The organism is Rhizobium redzepovicii (assembly GCF_019793435.1).
Lineage (GTDB): Bacteria > Pseudomonadota > Alphaproteobacteria > Rhizobiales > Rhizobiaceae > Rhizobium > Rhizobium redzepovicii.
On the sequence record NZ_JAILYH010000012.1, the window covers coordinates 142,981 to 159,581 of the forward strand.

Here is a 16,601-nt window from a genome sequence, read left to right on the forward strand (position 1 = left end):
CCGCGCGCCGATGACCGGTGAACCCGGCGGCACCGCGCTGCGCCACCCACTTTAACGATTTCATTGACCAGGAGAGGAAAGATCATGTCCAGTCATAATGCAGCCAAGTCAGGCACCTTCAAGATCGGCGGCGAGATCGCCGTCAACCGTCTCGGTTTCGGCGCCATGCGGGTCACCGGCAAGGGCATCTGGGGCGAGCCCGACGATCATGCCGAATCCATCCGCACGCTGAGGCGCCTGCCGGAACTCGGCGTCAACTTCATCGATACCGCCGATTCCTACGGTCCCGATATTTCCGAATGGCTGATCAAGGAGGCGCTGCATCCCTATGGCGGCAAATCCATCGTCGCCACCAAGGGCGGCCTCACCCGTCATGGCCCCGACATCTGGCTGCCGGTCGGTCGCCCGGAATATCTGATCCAGCAGGCGCATAAGAGCCTGCGCAATCTGGGGCTCGAGCAGATCGACCTCTGGCAGCTGCACCGCATCGATCCGAAGGTGCCGGCCAAGGAGCAATTCGATGCGATCAAATCGCTGCTCGATGCCGGTCTTATCCGCCATGCCGGCTTGAGCGAAGTCTCCGTCGCCGACATCGAGGCGGCCTCGAAGCACTTCAAGGTCGCCACCGTCCAGAACCGCTACAATCTCGTCGACCGCACCAGCGAAGACGTGCTCGATTACTGCGCCAAGCACAATATCGGCTTCATCCCCTGGTTCCCGTTGGCCGCCGGCGATCTCGCCAAGCCCGGCTCGCTGCTCGACACGATCGCCAAGAAACACAATGCCGCGCCAAGCCAAATTGCGCTCGCCTGGGTTCTGAAGCGCAGCCCGGTGATGCTGCCGATCCCCGGCACCTCCAAGGTCAAGCATCTAGAAGAAAACGTCGCGGCTGTGGATATCACGCTGTCGGACGAGGAATTCTCCGCACTCGATGCCGAGGGCCGGAAGGTCTTTAAGGCGGCTTGAGGAGCTGACCGGCGGAGCCAATCCAAAACCCCTCCCCACAAGGGGAAGGGGCCAACTTGCTGCACCGCTTCAAGTAACCGTCGATCGCACCAATCCGTCGAACGGTAACAACAGACAAAGACCTTCACCGTCTTTAGCCCCTCCCCCTTGTGGGAGGGGTTGGGGAGGGGAAAGGGCGGGAGGATGAGCGGCAGGCGGCGACCTCTGAGTTGCAGCAAGATTTTTCGGCACAATTTTGACCACCTGGTCAAACATGCCGCAAAATGAGGCGCCTCCCTGCTGTTTCCTAGGCAAGCCTTGCACTGAGTGCAATGCTGCATTGCGGTATTTTCGCTATTCCCGATCAAGTGAATGGGGTATCACTATCTTCGTAAGCAGCGCACTCCTCCTCCCAGCGCTCTTACATCGGACTGACAACACTCCTCCTCCCAGTTGTCAGTCAGGATCAAGAGCCTGGCACACCTCCTCCCGCGCCAGGCTCTTTTCGTTTTCCCAATCAAGCTCTTCCTTCTAGGCAATTTGACTCTGCGGCTGTCGTCGGCCTATTTGAACGGGCGCCGCCTGTCGGTGCGCGAACCGGTTGGAGTTTGGTCATGATCGGCAGATGGCGCGGCCCGCGGGCGGCTCTGACAGGTCTTCTGCTGGCGGCGTTCGCGCTCGCCGGCTGCGGCGGCAGGCCGGTCGGCGTCATGCAGGCGGCGGGCAGCGTTCCCTCGGGCACGTCGAAGGTGGACCTTCTCGTCGCGACAACGCGCGCTGCCGACGACAATCCGGCCGTGCTTTTCTCAGGCGAACGCGGCACCGGACTTACCGTCAATGCCGTCGATGTTTCGATCCCGCCGGAGGCCAATCGCAAGGTCGGCCAGGTGCAATGGCCAACGCGGCTGCCGGCCGATCCCTTACGCGATTTCGTCACCGTGTCGGTCGATCCGCTCGAAGGCGAGCGGGCGGGCGAGACCTGGCTGAAGGGCCATATGCCTAAGAGCCGCCGGGTGCTGGTCTTCGTGCACGGCTTCAACAATCGGTATGAGGATGCCGTCTACCGCTTCGCCCAGATCGTCCATGATTCGCATGCCGACGTCGCTCCCGTCGTCTTCACCTGGCCCTCACGCGCAAGCATCTTCGATTACAATTACGACAAGGAAAGCACCAACTATTCCCGCGACGCGCTGGAGGAATTGCTGACCCGCACTGCCGCCAATCCCGCCGTCAGCGACGTCACCATCATGGCCCATTCCATGGGCACGTGGCTGACCGTCGAAGCGCTCAGGCAGATGGCGATCCGCAATGGTCATGTCGCGTCCAAGATCAACAACGTCATCCTCGCCTCGCCGGATCTCGATGTCGACGTCTTCGGCCGCCAGTTCGCAAGCCTCGGCAAGGACCGGCCGCATTTCACCATCTTCGTCTCCAGGGATGACCGGGCTCTGGCGTTGTCGCGGCGCATTTCCGGCAATGTCGATCGCCTCGGCCAGATCGATCCTTCGGTCGAGCCCTACCGCAGCAAGCTGGAGGCGGCCGGCATCACCGTGCTCGATCTCACCAAGCTCAAGGGCGGCGACCGGCTGAACCACGGCAAATTCGCTGAGAGCCCCGAAGTGGTGAAGCTGATTGGCGACCGGCTGATTGCCGGCCAGACGATCACCGATTCCAATGTCGGCCTCGGCGAAGCCGTCGGCGCAGTGGCGATGGGCGCTGCCCAGACGGCCGGAAGTGCCGTCAGCGTCGCCGTCAGCACGCCGATCGCCATCTTCGATCCGCGCACCCGCCGCAACTACGACGCCCAGTTGAAGCGCCTCGGCCGGTCGGTCGACAATACCGTCGGCTCAGTCGGCGACAGCGTCGGCGCCGGCCTGCCGGAAAGCCAGTAAAAAATCCATAGGCATCACTACCGATCTGATATATCAGAGTGGCGAAGGGCAATTCTGTCTGCAGTATGGGTGGGTTGATGGCATGGCTGAAGAGACGAAGAAGAGGGTTGTTGTCGTCGGCGCAGGCGTGATCGGCGCCTCGATCGCCTTCGAGCTGCAGCGGCGCGGCCTTGCGGTGACCTTGGTCGACAAGGGCGAGCCGGGCCGCGGCACCTCCTTTGGCAATATGGCGAGCATCGCGCTCGATTTCGTCGCCGGTTCCTGCCCCTCGACCTGGAAGAAAATGCCTGGCTGGCTGCTCGATCCCGAAGGCCCGGTCTGGCTGCGGCCCTCATATGCGGCAAAGATGCTGCCCTGGTTCCTGCGTTTCCTCGCGGCCGGCCGCCCGTCGCGCCTCCGCGCGATCGAGGATGCCGGCATGAGCCTCTCACAGCGCGCCCTCGGCGATTTCAGGCAGATGCTCGAGGCGATCGGCGCGCCCGAGCTGATGACCGAGGAGGGGTGTCTGGCGATCTACGAGACCGAGGCGGAATTTGCCGCCGACCGCGGCCATCTCGCCATGATGCAGCGCTACGGCCTCGAATTCGAAGTGTTGAGCAACGGCGCCATTCAATCTTATGAGCCGGCTCTTTCCCCATCGATCGCCAAGGCCGTGCTGCTGCCCGACAACAAGTCGATCCGCGATCCCTATCAGCTGGTGGTCAAACTTGCCGAGGCGGCCAAGGCCGCGGGCGCGGCCTTCGTCTCCGGTATGGTCCGGAATATCGAGCGCAAGGGCGATGGCACCGCCGTCGTGCTGCTTGAAGACAGCAGCCGCATCGAGGCGGATTCCGTCGTGCTGGCCGCCGGCGTCCACACCCGCTTCCTCGCCGAAAAGCTCGGCGAGCCGATCCCGCTTGAAACCGAGCGCGGTTATCACACGCAGATCATGAAACCCGGCATCTCCATGCGCTATTCGATGATCTGGCCGGCGCGCGCCTTCATGGTGACGCCGACGGCGGGCGGCATCCGCGTCGGCGGCAATGTCGAACTTGCCGGCCTCGATGCGGCTCCGGATTTCCGCCGACCGCGGGTGCTGGTGCGCCATGCCCAGCGCGCGCTGCCGGGTCTCAAACTCGAGGAGGCGACGGACTGGATGGGCCATCGCCCGGCGCTGCCCGATACGATCCCGATCATTTCGCCGTCCTCGAAAATGCCGGGGGTTTTCTATGCGACAGGCCACGGCCATCTCGGCCTGACCTATGCGGCAACGACAGCGCGGCTGATCGGCGATATGGTGACCGGGCTCAAGCCACCTCTCGACATCACCCCGTTCCGCATGGACCGATATTAGGATTTACTGTCGATGGCGGCCTCGGCCGTCACATCCGAACTGGAGTTTACGACATGAGATGGAAGCGCACGATCCAGCTGCTGGACGTTCATGCCGAAGGCGAGATCGGCCGCGTCGCGATCGGCGGCGTGCCGAAGATCCCCGGCGAGACCATCGCCGCTCAACTGCATTGGCTGAACACCGATCCGAAGGGTGACGAGCTGCGCCGCTTCCTCTGCCTGGAGCCGCGCGGCGCCCCGATTGGCTCGGTCAACCTGCTGCTGCCGGCAAGGCATCCGCAGGCGGATGCCGCCTTCATCATCCTGCAACCGGATCAGGCGCATGCGAGCTCCGGCTCGAACTCGATCTGCGTCACGACGGCTTTGCTCGAATCCGGCATCGTCGAGATGCAGGAGCCGGAGACGATCGTGACGCTCGAAACCGCGGCCGGCCTCGTCAAGGCGGTAGCAACCTGCCGCGACGGGCGCTGCGAGAAGGTCAAGCTCACCATGGTGCCTTCCTTCGTGCACGAACTCGACGTCGAGATCGACACGCCGCATTGGGGACGGATCAAGGCCGATCTCTGCTATGGCGGCATCTTTTACGCCCTGGTCGATGTCGGCCAGATCGGTTTGACGATCGAGGAGGCCAATGCCGCCGGCCTCGTCCAGGCCGGCATGATCCTGAAAGAGCTGATCAACCGCGACATCACAGTCGTCCATCCCGAGATTCCGGCGATATCAGGCGTCGCCTATGTGATGTTCCGCGATAGCGAGGCCGACGGCACGGTGCGCACCTGCACCACCATGTGGCCGGGCCGGGCCGACCGCTCGCCCTGTGGCACCGGCAATTCCGCCAATCTTGCCGCGCTCCATGCCCGCGGCAAGGCGAAAGTCGGCGATGTCTTCACCTCGAAATCGATCATCGGCTCCGAGTTCGAGGTCGGGCTGCAGGCGGTGACCGAGGTGGCCGGCCGCCCGGCCGTCATCCCAACAATCACCGGCCGCGGCTTCACCTTCGGCCTCACCCAGGTGGCCCTCGACCCCTTCGACCCGCATCCCGCAGGCTTCGCGCTGACGGATGTCTGGGGGCCGTCGGCGGGAGAGATCTGAACGCCCAAGGCCACGATGGGCCGGGGTGGATATGGGCATCAACCAGATATGCTGCCGGCGAGGTTGGCGTTTGAGCGTTTGCGGCCGGGCAGCGGGGTCGCGTCAATTGCCCGCTCCGAGCACCTGCGCAGCAGCGAGGGATCGTCGATCACATGCGCCGGCACCGCGTAGTAGCGGCGAACCGTCACATCCCTGCCGGCAGCGCGGTAGCTGAACGGTTCCGAGCCATCTGCCTCGAACTCCGCGCGCATCGCGGCGTCGACGCGCAGATACAACGTGCCCTTCATGACGAATCCGAACTGCGCGCCGTTTCGGACGAGGGCGGATCCGCCGAAGAACCGCCTTACATCGATGGCGCCCGGTGGGGCGATCTGGCTCGCAAATTCGAGCGCCAACTGGCGTGTCGCCTCGCTAGTCATGGGGCTGCCCCGCCGAAGGATCAAAGAAGCCGGTGATCGCGCTGAGCCGGCCATCGGACATCGCCGCGAAGCTTGTCCCCGTCTGCAGGACGGTCTCGTCGTCGTGGCGCAGTTCCCAGCGTGCCAGCGAACGTTCATTGTGATGGAGGACGCTCAATATTATGAACCGGCCTGCCGGCATACTCTCCTTGAAGCCGGCCATGTAAGTCGAGAGACCGGCTCGCCCGGCGATCGCTCCATTCGGATCGCAATAGGTCACATCGTCGGCGAGGCAAGCCGACATTTCCGACTCGCGCGCGTCAGCGTCCAACGACCAGATGGCCGCATATCGATCCCATAGCGCCTCAGGCGTCATAACAGTATCTCCAGTTGATTGAATTCGTCTTCGATCGCCTGCCGCAGGCGGGCTTTGTCTTCGCCGCCGCGAATGAGCACGAGGAGGCCTTGATAGAGGGCAAGAAGACGGACGGCTGTCCGGTCCGCCTTGGCTTCGTCCGCGTCTCGAGCCACAATCGACGACTCGCCGAGCCTCGAGCGGAACGTGCTGCGAAGAAGACCAAGCGCTGCTTCGACACGGGGATGCGTTTTGACCTCACCTCCAAATTCCACAGCCATGTTGGTGATCAGGCAGCCCAGGGAACCGTTGTCGGGCTCATGCAGCAGTGAAAGGAACAGTTCGCGCAAGCCTTTAAGGCCGCTCCCCGGCGGCGCAAATCGCTCGATCCGCCCCTCCAGGACCGTCCGGTTATAATGTCTGAACGCCGCGTCGAAGAGGCCGGCCTTGTCGCCGAAGGCGTGATAGATGCTCCCGCCTTTGAGGCCCGTCGCCTCTTCCAGGTCTCGGATCGACGCACCTTGATAGCCGTGCTTGCGAAAGACCTGCATCGCGCCCTTCAACACCGCCTCCTCATCGAATTCCCGCGTTCTGCCCACACTCGCCTCGATTCTTTATTGATCGTTCTAGAATGACCGATCAAGAATGCGAGTGCAAGGCCTTTCGTAAACTTTCACCAATCATGCCTCCGATGTCGCTGGCGAGATGGGCAACGTGACGAGATTAAGGATTCCGTCGCGGATAGGCCGCGTAGCCGAAATCGAGATCCCTTATCTCAATTGCCGCGGCGACTGGTTGAATTTCTGGCGGAAAGCCGTTGCGAAATGTGCGGCATCCGAAAAGCCGGTCTCGAAGGCGATCTGCGTCATCGAGAGCGTGCTGTTCTCCACCAGAAAGCGGGCATAACGCAGGCGGGTCTCGATGATGAACCGCTTCGGGGTCATGCCGATGCCTTGCTGGAACAGGCGCCCGAACTGACGCGGCGACAGCCCGATCATGCTGGCTGCCTGCTCGGGTGATACGTCGCGGCCCTTGCGGCTCTCGATCAAAACGACCGCGCGCTGAATGCGGGAATCCTCGACATGTCGAAAGCTGGAAACCCGGCCTTGGTCGAAAGCGCTCAAGCCCTTGTGCTCGGTCAAAGACAGCTGGTGAACTGCCTTGGCCGCCCGGTCGGGACCGCAATGGGTGCCAATGAGTTCCGTCATCAACGACAGGATCGAGACGCCGCCGGGAACGGTGATGCGGCCGTTCTCGATCAGGAAGTCGTCGCGCGTCGAGAATGCCTGGCGCGGAAAGGCGATCTTGAAATCCTCGGCATGGAAGGGATGAACGGAGGCTTTGCGCCCGGTCAGCAGGCCCTCTTGGGCGAGTACGAAGACGCCGGTGCAGACGCCGATCACCGGGACTCCGGCGGATGCGGCGACCCGAAGGTAGTCGCGATGCTTGCTGGGTGCTGCGCGTAGATGCGGCAGGAGACCGCCGATGACGGCGATATAGTCGAAGTCCGTCGGGTTGATATAGGGCGCATCGGCCTGCACGCGGATGCCGCAGCTCGCCACCGCGGCGTGGCCCGGCGCTCCCATGATCGACCAGCGGCAATGCAGGGGTCGGGAGTTGTCGGCAAAATCGGCCGCATGCCGCAAGGGCTCGACGATCCCGGTCAGCGACATCATCGGGAAGCTCGGCCAGAGCAGAATGCCAATGGAGAGATCGGCCTTGCGGTCTCGGGCCGCCAAAAGCCGTTCGGCCCACAATCCATCGAGCCAGCGGACATAGTCCGGCTCGATGGCCGGTGCATCTGAAGGGGTGGCGTCTGTGTTCATGGCGGCCGACCTTAAGTCAGCCATGTCGCTATTTCAAAGAAAATGTCCGATTTCTAAAATTCAACGCCGCCTTTCGGTGGCAAGCTCTCTCTCGTCGAACTCGACATCCGGCGACAAGACCCACCGGACCGGGGAACCAAAAACAAATCAAGGATCAGAACAATGGCACTTTCTCTTTCGAGAAGGGTGGTGATGTGCGCGCTGCTGGCAGGCAGCTTCATGGCATCGGCACCGCTCGCAAACGCATTCGAACTTGCCGAGCAGGGCAAGCTGACGGTCGCCTTTACGGGAGACATGCCGGGCTCCGGCTGGCAGGACGGCAAGCTGATCGGCTACGATGGCGAGATCATGCAGCGCATCGCCGACAAGCTCGGCCTCAAGATACAGCCGGCGCTGATGGAATGGTCGGGTACGATCGCCTCCGTGCAATCCGGTCGCGTCGACGTGATGCTCGGCACGATGGGCTGGACTGAGAAACGTACGAAGATCATGACGTTGTCCGAGCCGATCCATTATTTCAAGAACGGCATCATGCAGTCGAACAAGACCAACTGGGATAAGCTTTCCGACCTGGAAGGCAAGAAGGTCGGCACGATCACCGGCTTCTCCTTTGTCCCGGAACTGAAGATGATCAAGGGCATTGAGCTCTCGCTCTACGACACATCCGACGCTGCCGTGCGCGATCTCATTGCCGGGCGTATCGATGCCGTCATCGGCGACCCCCCGGTGGTTTCCTACGCCATCAAGCAGAACCCGGATTGGAACATGCACTTCCTTGCCTTCACGGATAACAGCGCGGATTTCCCGCTGCTCACCGGGCTCGGTCAGGTCGTCTATGGTCTCAACCAGAAGAACGACGATTTGCGTCAGAAGATGGACGCGATCATCGCCGATATGTGGAAGAGCTGTGAGATGAAAGAGATCGGCGCACGCTACGGATTGTCCGCCGATGTCTGGTTCAAGCCGGTGGGTGCAAACTTCCGTGCCGGCGTCGACCGCCCCGGCGATTACAAGCTTCCCTCCTGCGCAGCCGGCGGCTGACCGGGCTGACGGATGAAGGCTGCGGCAAGCGGCCTTCATCCGACCTCTTCGCCACGACACAACAGCATAAGGAAACTGCGATGAATGCGCTTTTGAGCGTGGCGGGCCTGCGCAAGAGTTATGGCCCTGTCGAAGTCCTGAAGGGGATCGATTTTACCGTCGCGCCCGGTGAGAAGATTGCCCTGATCGGCCCCTCGGGCTCCGGGAAATCGACCTGTCTGCGCTGCATGAATTTTTTGGAGAAACCGAGTGCCGGTGAGATCTGCCTCGATGGCGAGCGGATCGGCGTTCGCAACGGCCAGGTGATGAGAGATCGGCAGCTTGCGCCACAGCGCGCCGAGATGGGCATGGTCTTCCAGCTCTTCAATCTCTGGCCGCATCTCTCTGTGACGGAAAACGTTGCGATCGCGGCACGCAAGGTCCGCGGCCTGTCTGCCGGCGAGGCGCGCGAATTGGCCCTGGAGATGTTGGCGAAAGTGCACATGACGCACCGCGCCGATGCCTCGCCGCTGGAGCTGTCCGGCGGCCAGCAGCAACGTGTGGCCATCGCGCGGGCGCTCGCCCAGAAGCCGAAACTCATGCTTTTCGACGAACCGACTTCAGCTCTGGATCCCGAACTGGTCCATGAAGTTCTGAAAGTGATGGAAGAGCTCGCCGCCGAAGGACGCACGATGCTGATCGTTACGCACGAGATTGCCTTTGCCCGCGACATCGCTGACCGGGTGCTGTTCCTCGACGGCGGAAAGATCGTCGAGGCCGGGCCGGCGCGCCAGGTCATTACCGCGCCGCGCGAGGCACGCACGCAAGCCTTTCTCAACAAGATCCGGCACTAGGCGCCATGAGCGGATTCTCGCTATTCCTCTCCGTCGTTAATGGGCTCGCCGCCGGGCTTGAGGTAACCGTCCTGGTGACGCTGGCCTCGCTGGCTTTTGCAACCGGCGTCGGCTTCCTCCTCGCCCTCGTCAGGCAATTCACCGCCATCAGGGTCGTCAATCTGGCGATCGACGCCTATTGCGAAATCCTCTGCAACGTGCCGGCCCTGACGCATCTGTTCATCCTCTATTTCGGGCTTGCCAGCATCGGCGTGAGGCTGACCTCGATTGCTGCCGCCATTCTGGGTCTCGGACTGATCGGCGCAGCCATTACCTCATCGATCTTCCGTGCTGGTTTCGCCTCTTTACCAAAAGGCCAGGCGGAGGCGTCGCTTGCTGCAGGTCTGACGCCGCTCCAGACGATTTTCGAAATTTTGACGCCGCAGGCCATGCGGATCGCGCTGCCGGCGCTCGGGAATTACGCGGTGCAGCTCCTCAAGGACACCTCAGTCGTCTCGGCCATCGCGGCGCCTGAAATCATGTTCTTCGCCCGCTCCATGGTCACCTCGTCCTTCCAGACAACGATGATCTACGCGACGGCGGCGGCACTCTATCTGCTGCTGAGCCTGCCATTGATGCAGGTGACGCGATTCCTCGAAAGACGTTACGGGAGGCTGAAAGGATGATCGGGTTTTTCGCACCCTACCGCGACTATGGTGGCGAATGGCTGCCCTTGTTGTTGCGGGCAATGGTGAATACGGCAGTGCTTTCCGTATGTGCCTTTGCTCTGGCGCTCGTGCTCGGTTTGCTGCTTTCGCTGTGCCAGAGATCAGATTTCCAGGCGTTACGGCATTTCGCGGCCCTTTATGTGACGGTCGTGCGCGGCGTGCCGCTGCTCGCGGTGCTGTTTCTGCTTTACTTCGGCCTGCCCGGCATTGGGATCGTCTTCGATGCTTTCGGCGCGGCGATCGCAGGTTTGGCGCTGTGTTTTGCGGCTCAGATCGCCGAACTCTTCCGGGCCGGGCTGAAGGCGATCCCGGCGGGGCAGCGCGAGGCGGCCCTGGCTGTCGGTCTCACGCCGGTCCAGAGCTTCCGGCTGATCATCTTCCCGCAGGTCGTCCGCGTCATCCTGGCGCCGATGATCGTCACCTTCGTCGCGCTTCTCAAGGATTCCTCGCTCGCATCGCTGATCACCGTCAACGAACTGGTTCTGACCGGCCGGGCGATGGCGACCGAGTATTTCCTGCCGCTGCAGATCTATGTGGCGGTCGGCCTCTGCTACTTCGCGATCGCCTGGCCGTTTTCTGTCTTCTCCCGCCGGCTTGCCGTGCCCGCCCGCTAAATCATAAGGTTCAGACCATGACCACCGATATGACCGTTGCCGCGGTCACCGCGTTTCCCGCCGCGCCGGCACGTAAGGCCCGCCCCCTCATTCTCATAACGCCCGATCTCGACGAGACGCCGCAACAGCCGACGGAATGCGAATATGTGGTGCGCTCGAACTATGCCGAGGCCATCACCAGCGCCGGCGGGGTGCCGCTGATCCTGCCCTATGACGCCGAAAACATCGAGGCGGCGCTGGCGCTTGCCGATGGGATCGTCCTGACCGGCTCCCGGCCGGGGGCCGAAGTGGCCGATCGGCGCCGCGACTTCGAGCGTCAGCTGGTGGCCAAGGCGCTGACGGCAGGCAAACCGCTGCTCGGTATCTGCCATGGCATGCAGCTGATCGGCGAGTGCCTCGGCGGCGAGTTCCTCAGCGAGCTTCCGGCCGCCGGCATTTCGCACATCCCGCAGGACCTGCCCGATGAACTGGCGCACGAGATCATCGTCGAGCCCGGCAGCCTGCTTGCCGGCTGGGTCGGGACGGGGCCGACCCGGGTCAACAGCCTGCATCGCCATGCGCTGTCCGGTCACGGGCGCTTTCGCATCATCGCGCGGGCACCCGATGGGATCATCGAGGCATTCGAGGGCGAGACCGAGGCATTTTGCCTGGGGATCCAGTGGCATCCGGAATACCGTCTGACGGCCCTCGATCTGGAAATTCTCAAGGCTTTCGTCGCGCGCAGCGCCGAAGCCGGCAAAAGCAGAAGGGCTGATCCCGGCATGAGCGCAAGCGATGCCGTGCACAGGCGTCTTGCCGTCCTCGGCCTCAGTTTACCGGAAGCCGCAATGCCGCCCGGGGCTTTCGCCGGCGCTGTGCGAACCGGCAATATCGTCACCATGTCCGGTCAGGTGCCGGTGACCGGTGGAGCTGTTCGGCGAACCGGTCGGCTCGGGGCGGATGTCTCGATCGAGGAGGGCCGCGAATGCGCGCGGATCTGCCTTCTCAACCTGCTTGCTCAGCTTGAGCGCGCCGGTGGTGGGTTCGACAAGGTGCGCGGCTTCGTGCGGCTTGCGGGCTATGTTGCCGCAACGGATGATTTTACCCGCCATGGGGCGGTCGTCGACGGCGCGTCCGAGCTGCTGCGCGATCTGTTTCCGGATCGGTGGGAGCACGCCCGCATTGCGATCGGCGTGTCATCTCTTCCGCGGGGCGTTCCGGTCGAAATCGAGCTGACCGCGCTTGTGGGAAGCGAGGTCTGACATGGCGCGCATCGCAGTCATCGGCGCAGGCGTGATCGGCGTTTCCTCGGCCTATCTTTTGGCCAAGGCAGGGCACGATGTGACGCTTATCGATGCAGCAGCCGAACCCGGCAGCGGCGCCAGCGCCGGCAATGCCGCGCAGCTCTCCTGGGCCTATGGCGATGCGATGGCATCTCCCGGGCTGCTCAGGCATCTGCCGGCCATCGCTCTCGGCCGCGACCCCGCCTTCCGGATTCGCTGGCAGCTCGACCCGGATTTTTTTCTCTGGGGGCTGCGCTTCCTCGCCAACGCGTCATTTTCGCGATGGTGGAGCAATACCCGGGCCATTCTGGAACTCGCCGGAGAGTCCCGCCGCGAACTCGCATTGCTGGTGGCGGAAACCGGTCTGTCCTTCGACTACCGGCTTGCGGGAAAGCTGCATCTCTATCCGGATCAGCGTAGCTTTGCCGCGGCCCAATCAGCCGTCTCACGGAAAAATGCACTCGGATTCGAGCAGCAGATGCTCTCGAACGCGGAAGCCCAGGAGATCGAGCCTGCCCTTGCCGGCTACCAAGGCGAAATCGCCGGTGCGGTCTACACGCCGGGTGATGCGCTCGGCGATGCAGCCGGCTTTTGCCGTCAGCTGACACACCATATTGCTCAGCACCACCGGGTGTCGCTGCTCTTCGGCCGGAAAGTGGCGGGCTTCTCACGACAGGCGGACAGGCTTGCGGCCGTGAGGTTCGACGACCGGGAGGAACTCGCGGTCGATACCGCCGTCGTCGCTGCGGGCGCTCAGGTCCGTCTGCTTGCCGCGGAGCTGCCGGAGGTCCGCCCGGTGCGTCCGGTGAGAGGCTATTCGCTGACCGTGCCGCGGACCGCTGCCGCACCCGCCATCAGCCTCACCGACGTAAAACGCAAGCTGGCTTTCGCATCGATCGGGGATCGTTTCCGCGTCGCCGGTCTTGCCGATATCGACCGCCCGGGCGCGGGCTTCGACCCGGCGCGTTTCGAAGCGCTGCGCGGCGCAGCCGTCGGCGTCCTGCCGGCCCTCTTCAAGAACAGCGTCGTTCTGATGCGATGGTCAGGCGAGCGGCCGATGACCCCGTCATCCCGCCCGATCATCAGGCCCTGCGAGCATCTGAAAGGTGTTTACATCAACACCGGCCACGGAATGCTCGGCTGGACCTTGGCATTGGGCTCGGCCCGAAAAATGGTGGACCTGATCGCCACACAGACGAGATGATGACTAGACGATAGCTAGTAAACGAACGGATCCACCCCGGCCGCCGACGGTGTGCCCGGTTCTTTCGGATAGATCACGCCCTTGCGCAGGATGATGTTGGCATAGAGCCTGGGTTCGCTGGTCTGGATCACCGCATGGGCGGCCTTCACCCGGCCGTAGAAATCCGGGCCGACGAGCGGCACCACCGGCCGGTGCGGCTCGTGACGGGCGCAGCAGTCGATCATCTCCTCATGCACCGGGTCGAGCTTGTCGCGCTCAGCCTTGACGGTCGAGCGGAAGATCGCTTCCGGCACGAAATCGTCGATCGGCAGCACGCTGAGCACGGCATTGAGGACCGGGATCAGGTGGTGGCCGTCGAGCCGGATCAGCCGGCGCGCATGTTCGACGCCCGGATAATTGCCGTCGACGATGGCGATCTCGTCGCCGTGGCCCATGGCCCGAAGCGTAAAAAGCAGCTCCGGGCTCAACAGCGGATCAAGTCCTTTCAGCATTGTCTACCTCCTTGAAGAGTACGTTCTGGTCGGTGAGGTAACGCGCAAAGATCGGCAGGCTGGCGCCGCCGATGGCGCGCGCCTGGGCGCCGACCGCGCCCTCGATGATTTCGGGCATGACGACGCCCTGCAGGTCGAGCTTGGCGGCTTCGTCGATGGTGGCCTGCACAACGCGGCTGCGCACCCAATGGGGAAAACCGCCGTCGATCACGGCGGCGCTGAAATCGACGATCGAGGCGGCCGCGACGATCGCCTGCGCCAGCGCCTTGGCGCTATCCTGGATCCAGGTCTCCATCGGCTCGCCGAAATCCACCCAGTCGTCGGCCGAATACCACAGCGGCTCGGGATCGATGCCGCGCTCGCGCAGCATGTTTTCGAGCACGAAGATCGAGGCGATTTCGAGCAACTGCATCGTCTCGCCGTTCTTTCCCCGCACCGGCAGGGGGCCGATTGCGCCGGCCGTGCCGGTGCGGCCGGAAAAGATCGCCGAGTTGAGCACGATGCCGCCGCCGATGAAGGAGCCGATGAAGAAATAGACGAAATCCGGGTAGGACGGCCCGACACCGAAGACCAGTTCGGCCCCGCAGGCGCTGGTCGCATCGTTCTGCATGAAGACCGGATGGGAGACGCGCGCGGCGATGTCGGCCTGCAGGTCGACATCGCGCCAGACCTCCATGGCTCCAGGCGGCGCGCCCACCTCTTCGGCCCAGTTCCAGAGTTCGAAGGGGGCGGCGATGCCGAGGCCGGCAATGCGGCCGCGCTGCTTGTCGTCGAGCCGGTCTTCGAGTTCCTGGATGCCCGAGGTGACGAAGGCGAGGATTTCTTCCGGCAGCGGATAGGCATAGGTGCGGTGCAGCTGCATGCGGATACGACCGACGAAATCCATCAGCACAAGATCGGCGCTGCGCCGGCCCATCTTCAGGCCGAAGGAATAGACGGCGTCGGCATTGAGATGCATAGGGATCGACGGCTGTCCCACACGGCCGCGCACCGGCGCCCCGCGCGACAGCAGACCTTCCTTCTCAAGCACCCGCATGATCACCGAGACGGTCTGGGCCGACAGTCCGCTGCGGCGCGCGATATCGGCCTTCGACAGCGCACCGTAGAGACGCACCAGCGACAGCACGAGCCGTTCGTTATAGGCCCGGACCCTGACCTGGTTCGCACCTCCGGCCGGATTTAGAATTGGCGGCGGGACCGGCGTGTGTTCCGGTCCATCCAAAGACGACATGGCCGCTCCTCCCGATTGTTGGCCTATGCCCAATTCGATCGAGCATGCCACATCGAATTAATAATTCAATTGGATTTATTTATTGACAAGCCGATTTCTTTCGCTCTTAATTGCCCTCGTCAAGGGCACGGGACGGCTTTGGAAGCTTAACAATCCACGGCGAAGTGTCATATCTTAAAATTCCGGCCCGCACGGGCGGCGCCGGCAAACTCTGGGAGGAGTTCCATGAAGAAATCTGTTCTCGCTTTCGGCGCGCTCGCGCTTGGTGTCACCTTTTCCGCCCCCGTCATGGCGGCGGACGTTGCCGCCTGCCTGATCACCAAGACCGACACCAACCCCTTCTTCGTCAAGATGAAGGAAGGTGCGACGGCCAAGGCCAAGGAACTCGGCGTTTCGCTGAAGTCCTATGCCGGCAAGATCGACGGTGACAGCGAAAGCCAGGTGGCAGCGATCGAAAGCTGCATCGCCGACGGCGCCAAGGGCATTCTGCTCACGGCTTCGGACACCAAGGGCATCGTGCCTGCGGTCAAGAAGGCCCGCGACGCCGGCCTGCTGGTCATCGCTCTCGACACGCCGCTCGAGCCGGCCGATGCCGCCGACGCCACCTTCGCCACCGACAACTTGCTCGCCGGCAAGCTGATCGGCCAGTGGGCCAAGGAAACGCTGGGCGACAAGGCCAAGGACGCCAAGGTCGGCTTCCTCGACCTGACGCCGTCGCAGCCGACGGTCGACGTTCTCCGTGACCAGGGCTTCATGATGGGCTTCGGCATCGACCCGAAGAATCCGGACAAGATCGGCGACGAAGACGACAAGCGCATCGTCGGCCACGACGTGACCAACGGCAACGAGGAAGGCGGCCGCAAGGCGATGGAAAACCTTCTGCAGAAGGATCCGGGCATCAACGTCATCCACACGATCAACGAGCCGGCCGCTGTCGGCGCCTATCAGGCGCTGAAGGCCGTCGGCATGGAAAAGAACGTGCTGATCGTCTCGGTCGATGGCGGTTGCCCGGGTGTGAAGTCGGTCAAGGAAGGCGTCATCGGCGCCACCTCGCAGCAGTATCCGCTGCTGATGGCGTCGCTCGGCATCGAGGCGATCAAGAAGTTCGCCGATAGCGGCGAAAAGCCGAAGCCGACCGAAGGCAAGTCCTTCTTCGACACCGGCGTCTCGCTCGTCACCGACAAGCCGGTTTCCGGCGTCAAGTCGATCGACACCAAGGAAGGCACGGACAAGTGCTGGGGCTGAGCCCAATCTCTTGAAACTAGAGCGGCCGGGGCTTGATCCCCGGCCGTTTTCGACGGACGATGTACCGTCGCCCCCACGAACCGGCTCAGAATAGACCGGAAGGATATCGGTGACGGCCCCCGTGCGAGTTCGG

At 63.0% G+C, this 16,601-nt stretch carries 17 protein-coding genes; 11 read left to right on the plus strand and 6 right to left on the minus strand.

Features of this window, described 5'->3' with window-relative positions:
* Positions 1–84: 84 nt before the first annotated feature.
* The 4 genes from K6N12_RS20250 (at position 85) to K6N12_RS20265 (ending at position 5,261) form a co-directional block, all read left to right on the plus strand.
* Positions 85–966 (plus strand): aldo/keto reductase, encoded by an 882-nt coding sequence (locus K6N12_RS20250; RefSeq protein WP_097624713.1) that lies wholly within the window; start codon positions 85–87, stop codon positions 964–966.
* 593 nt (positions 967–1,559) lie between these two features.
* Positions 1,560–2,837 carry an alpha/beta hydrolase gene (locus K6N12_RS20255; RefSeq protein WP_222148949.1) on the plus strand — a complete coding sequence of 426 codons (1,278 nt, stop codon included), beginning with the start codon at positions 1,560–1,562 and terminating at the stop codon, positions 2,835–2,837.
* An 82-nt stretch (positions 2,838–2,919) separates the two neighbouring features.
* Complete coding sequence (locus K6N12_RS20260) at positions 2,920–4,170, plus strand: NAD(P)/FAD-dependent oxidoreductase (protein ID WP_097624715.1); 1,251 nt, start codon at positions 2,920–2,922, stop codon at positions 4,168–4,170.
* A 53-nt stretch (positions 4,171–4,223) separates the two neighbouring features.
* A complete protein-coding gene (locus tag K6N12_RS20265; protein ID WP_097624716.1) occupies positions 4,224–5,261 on the plus strand; it encodes a 4-hydroxyproline epimerase in 1,038 nt (345 codons plus the stop codon).
* Between the two features lie 38 nt (positions 5,262–5,299).
* On the opposite strand, the gene K6N12_RS20270 is transcribed toward K6N12_RS20265, so the two are convergent.
* The 4 genes from K6N12_RS20270 to K6N12_RS20285 form a co-directional block, all read right to left on the minus strand.
* The gene (locus K6N12_RS20270; RefSeq protein ID WP_097624717.1) at positions 5,300–5,680 is read right to left on the minus strand and encodes a TfoX/Sxy family protein; all 381 of its coding nucleotides are present in this window, start codon (positions 5,678–5,680) and stop codon (positions 5,300–5,302) included.
* On the minus strand, positions 5,673–6,035 hold the full coding sequence (locus tag K6N12_RS20275; protein WP_097624718.1) for a nuclear transport factor 2 family protein: 363 nt from the start codon (positions 6,033–6,035) through the stop codon (positions 5,673–5,675). The genes K6N12_RS20270 and K6N12_RS20275 overlap by 8 nt, the downstream gene beginning before the upstream one ends.
* The gene (locus K6N12_RS20280) at positions 6,032–6,613 is read right to left on the minus strand and encodes a TetR/AcrR family transcriptional regulator (protein ID WP_097624719.1); all 582 of its coding nucleotides are present in this window, start codon (positions 6,611–6,613) and stop codon (positions 6,032–6,034) included. The genes K6N12_RS20275 and K6N12_RS20280 overlap by 4 nt, the downstream gene beginning before the upstream one ends.
* Before the next feature lie 171 nt (positions 6,614–6,784).
* On the minus strand, positions 6,785–7,840 hold the full coding sequence (locus K6N12_RS20285) for a GlxA family transcriptional regulator (protein WP_097624720.1): 1,056 nt from the start codon (positions 7,838–7,840) through the stop codon (positions 6,785–6,787).
* Between the two features lie 162 nt (positions 7,841–8,002).
* Between K6N12_RS20285 and K6N12_RS20290 the strand changes: the two genes are divergently transcribed.
* From K6N12_RS20290 to K6N12_RS20315, 6 genes are all read left to right on the plus strand, one after another.
* On the plus strand, positions 8,003–8,881 hold the full coding sequence (locus K6N12_RS20290; protein WP_097624721.1) for an ABC transporter substrate-binding protein: 879 nt from the start codon (positions 8,003–8,005) through the stop codon (positions 8,879–8,881).
* Between the two features lie 80 nt (positions 8,882–8,961).
* On the plus strand, positions 8,962–9,714 hold the full coding sequence (locus K6N12_RS20295) for an amino acid ABC transporter ATP-binding protein (RefSeq protein ID WP_097624722.1): 753 nt from the start codon (positions 8,962–8,964) through the stop codon (positions 9,712–9,714).
* Positions 9,715–9,719: 5 nt separating this feature from the next.
* Positions 9,720–10,379: an amino acid ABC transporter permease gene (locus tag K6N12_RS20300; protein ID WP_097624723.1), complete on the plus strand. Its 660-nt coding sequence runs from the start codon at positions 9,720–9,722 to the stop codon at positions 10,377–10,379.
* The gene (locus K6N12_RS20305) at positions 10,376–11,035 is read left to right on the plus strand and encodes an amino acid ABC transporter permease (RefSeq protein WP_097624724.1); all 660 of its coding nucleotides are present in this window, start codon (positions 10,376–10,378) and stop codon (positions 11,033–11,035) included. Before K6N12_RS20300 ends, K6N12_RS20305 begins: the two co-directional genes overlap by 4 nt.
* Positions 11,036–11,052: 17 nt before the next feature.
* Positions 11,053–12,276 (plus strand): Atu1372/SO_1960 family protein, encoded by a 1,224-nt coding sequence (locus K6N12_RS20310; RefSeq protein WP_097624725.1) that lies wholly within the window; start codon positions 11,053–11,055, stop codon positions 12,274–12,276.
* A 1-nt stretch (position 12,277) separates the two neighbouring features.
* Positions 12,278–13,501 carry an FAD-dependent oxidoreductase gene (locus tag K6N12_RS20315; RefSeq protein ID WP_097624726.1) on the plus strand — a complete coding sequence of 408 codons (1,224 nt, stop codon included), beginning with the start codon at positions 12,278–12,280 and terminating at the stop codon, positions 13,499–13,501.
* Positions 13,502–13,515: 14 nt separating this feature from the next.
* Here the strand turns inward: K6N12_RS20315 and K6N12_RS20320 are convergent, their stop codons facing one another.
* Entirely contained in the window at positions 13,516–13,992 is a 477-nt protein-coding gene (locus tag K6N12_RS20320; protein WP_097624727.1) for an RbsD/FucU family protein, read from the minus strand.
* Entirely contained in the window at positions 13,976–15,223 is a 1,248-nt protein-coding gene (locus K6N12_RS20325) for an ROK family transcriptional regulator (RefSeq protein WP_097624728.1), read from the minus strand. The genes K6N12_RS20320 and K6N12_RS20325 overlap by 17 nt, the downstream gene beginning before the upstream one ends.
* Positions 15,224–15,448: 225 nt before the next feature.
* Between K6N12_RS20325 and K6N12_RS20330 the strand changes: the two genes are divergently transcribed.
* On the plus strand, positions 15,449–16,468 hold the full coding sequence (locus K6N12_RS20330) for a sugar ABC transporter substrate-binding protein (protein ID WP_097624729.1): 1,020 nt from the start codon (positions 15,449–15,451) through the stop codon (positions 16,466–16,468).
* Positions 16,469–16,601 lie beyond the last annotated feature (133 nt).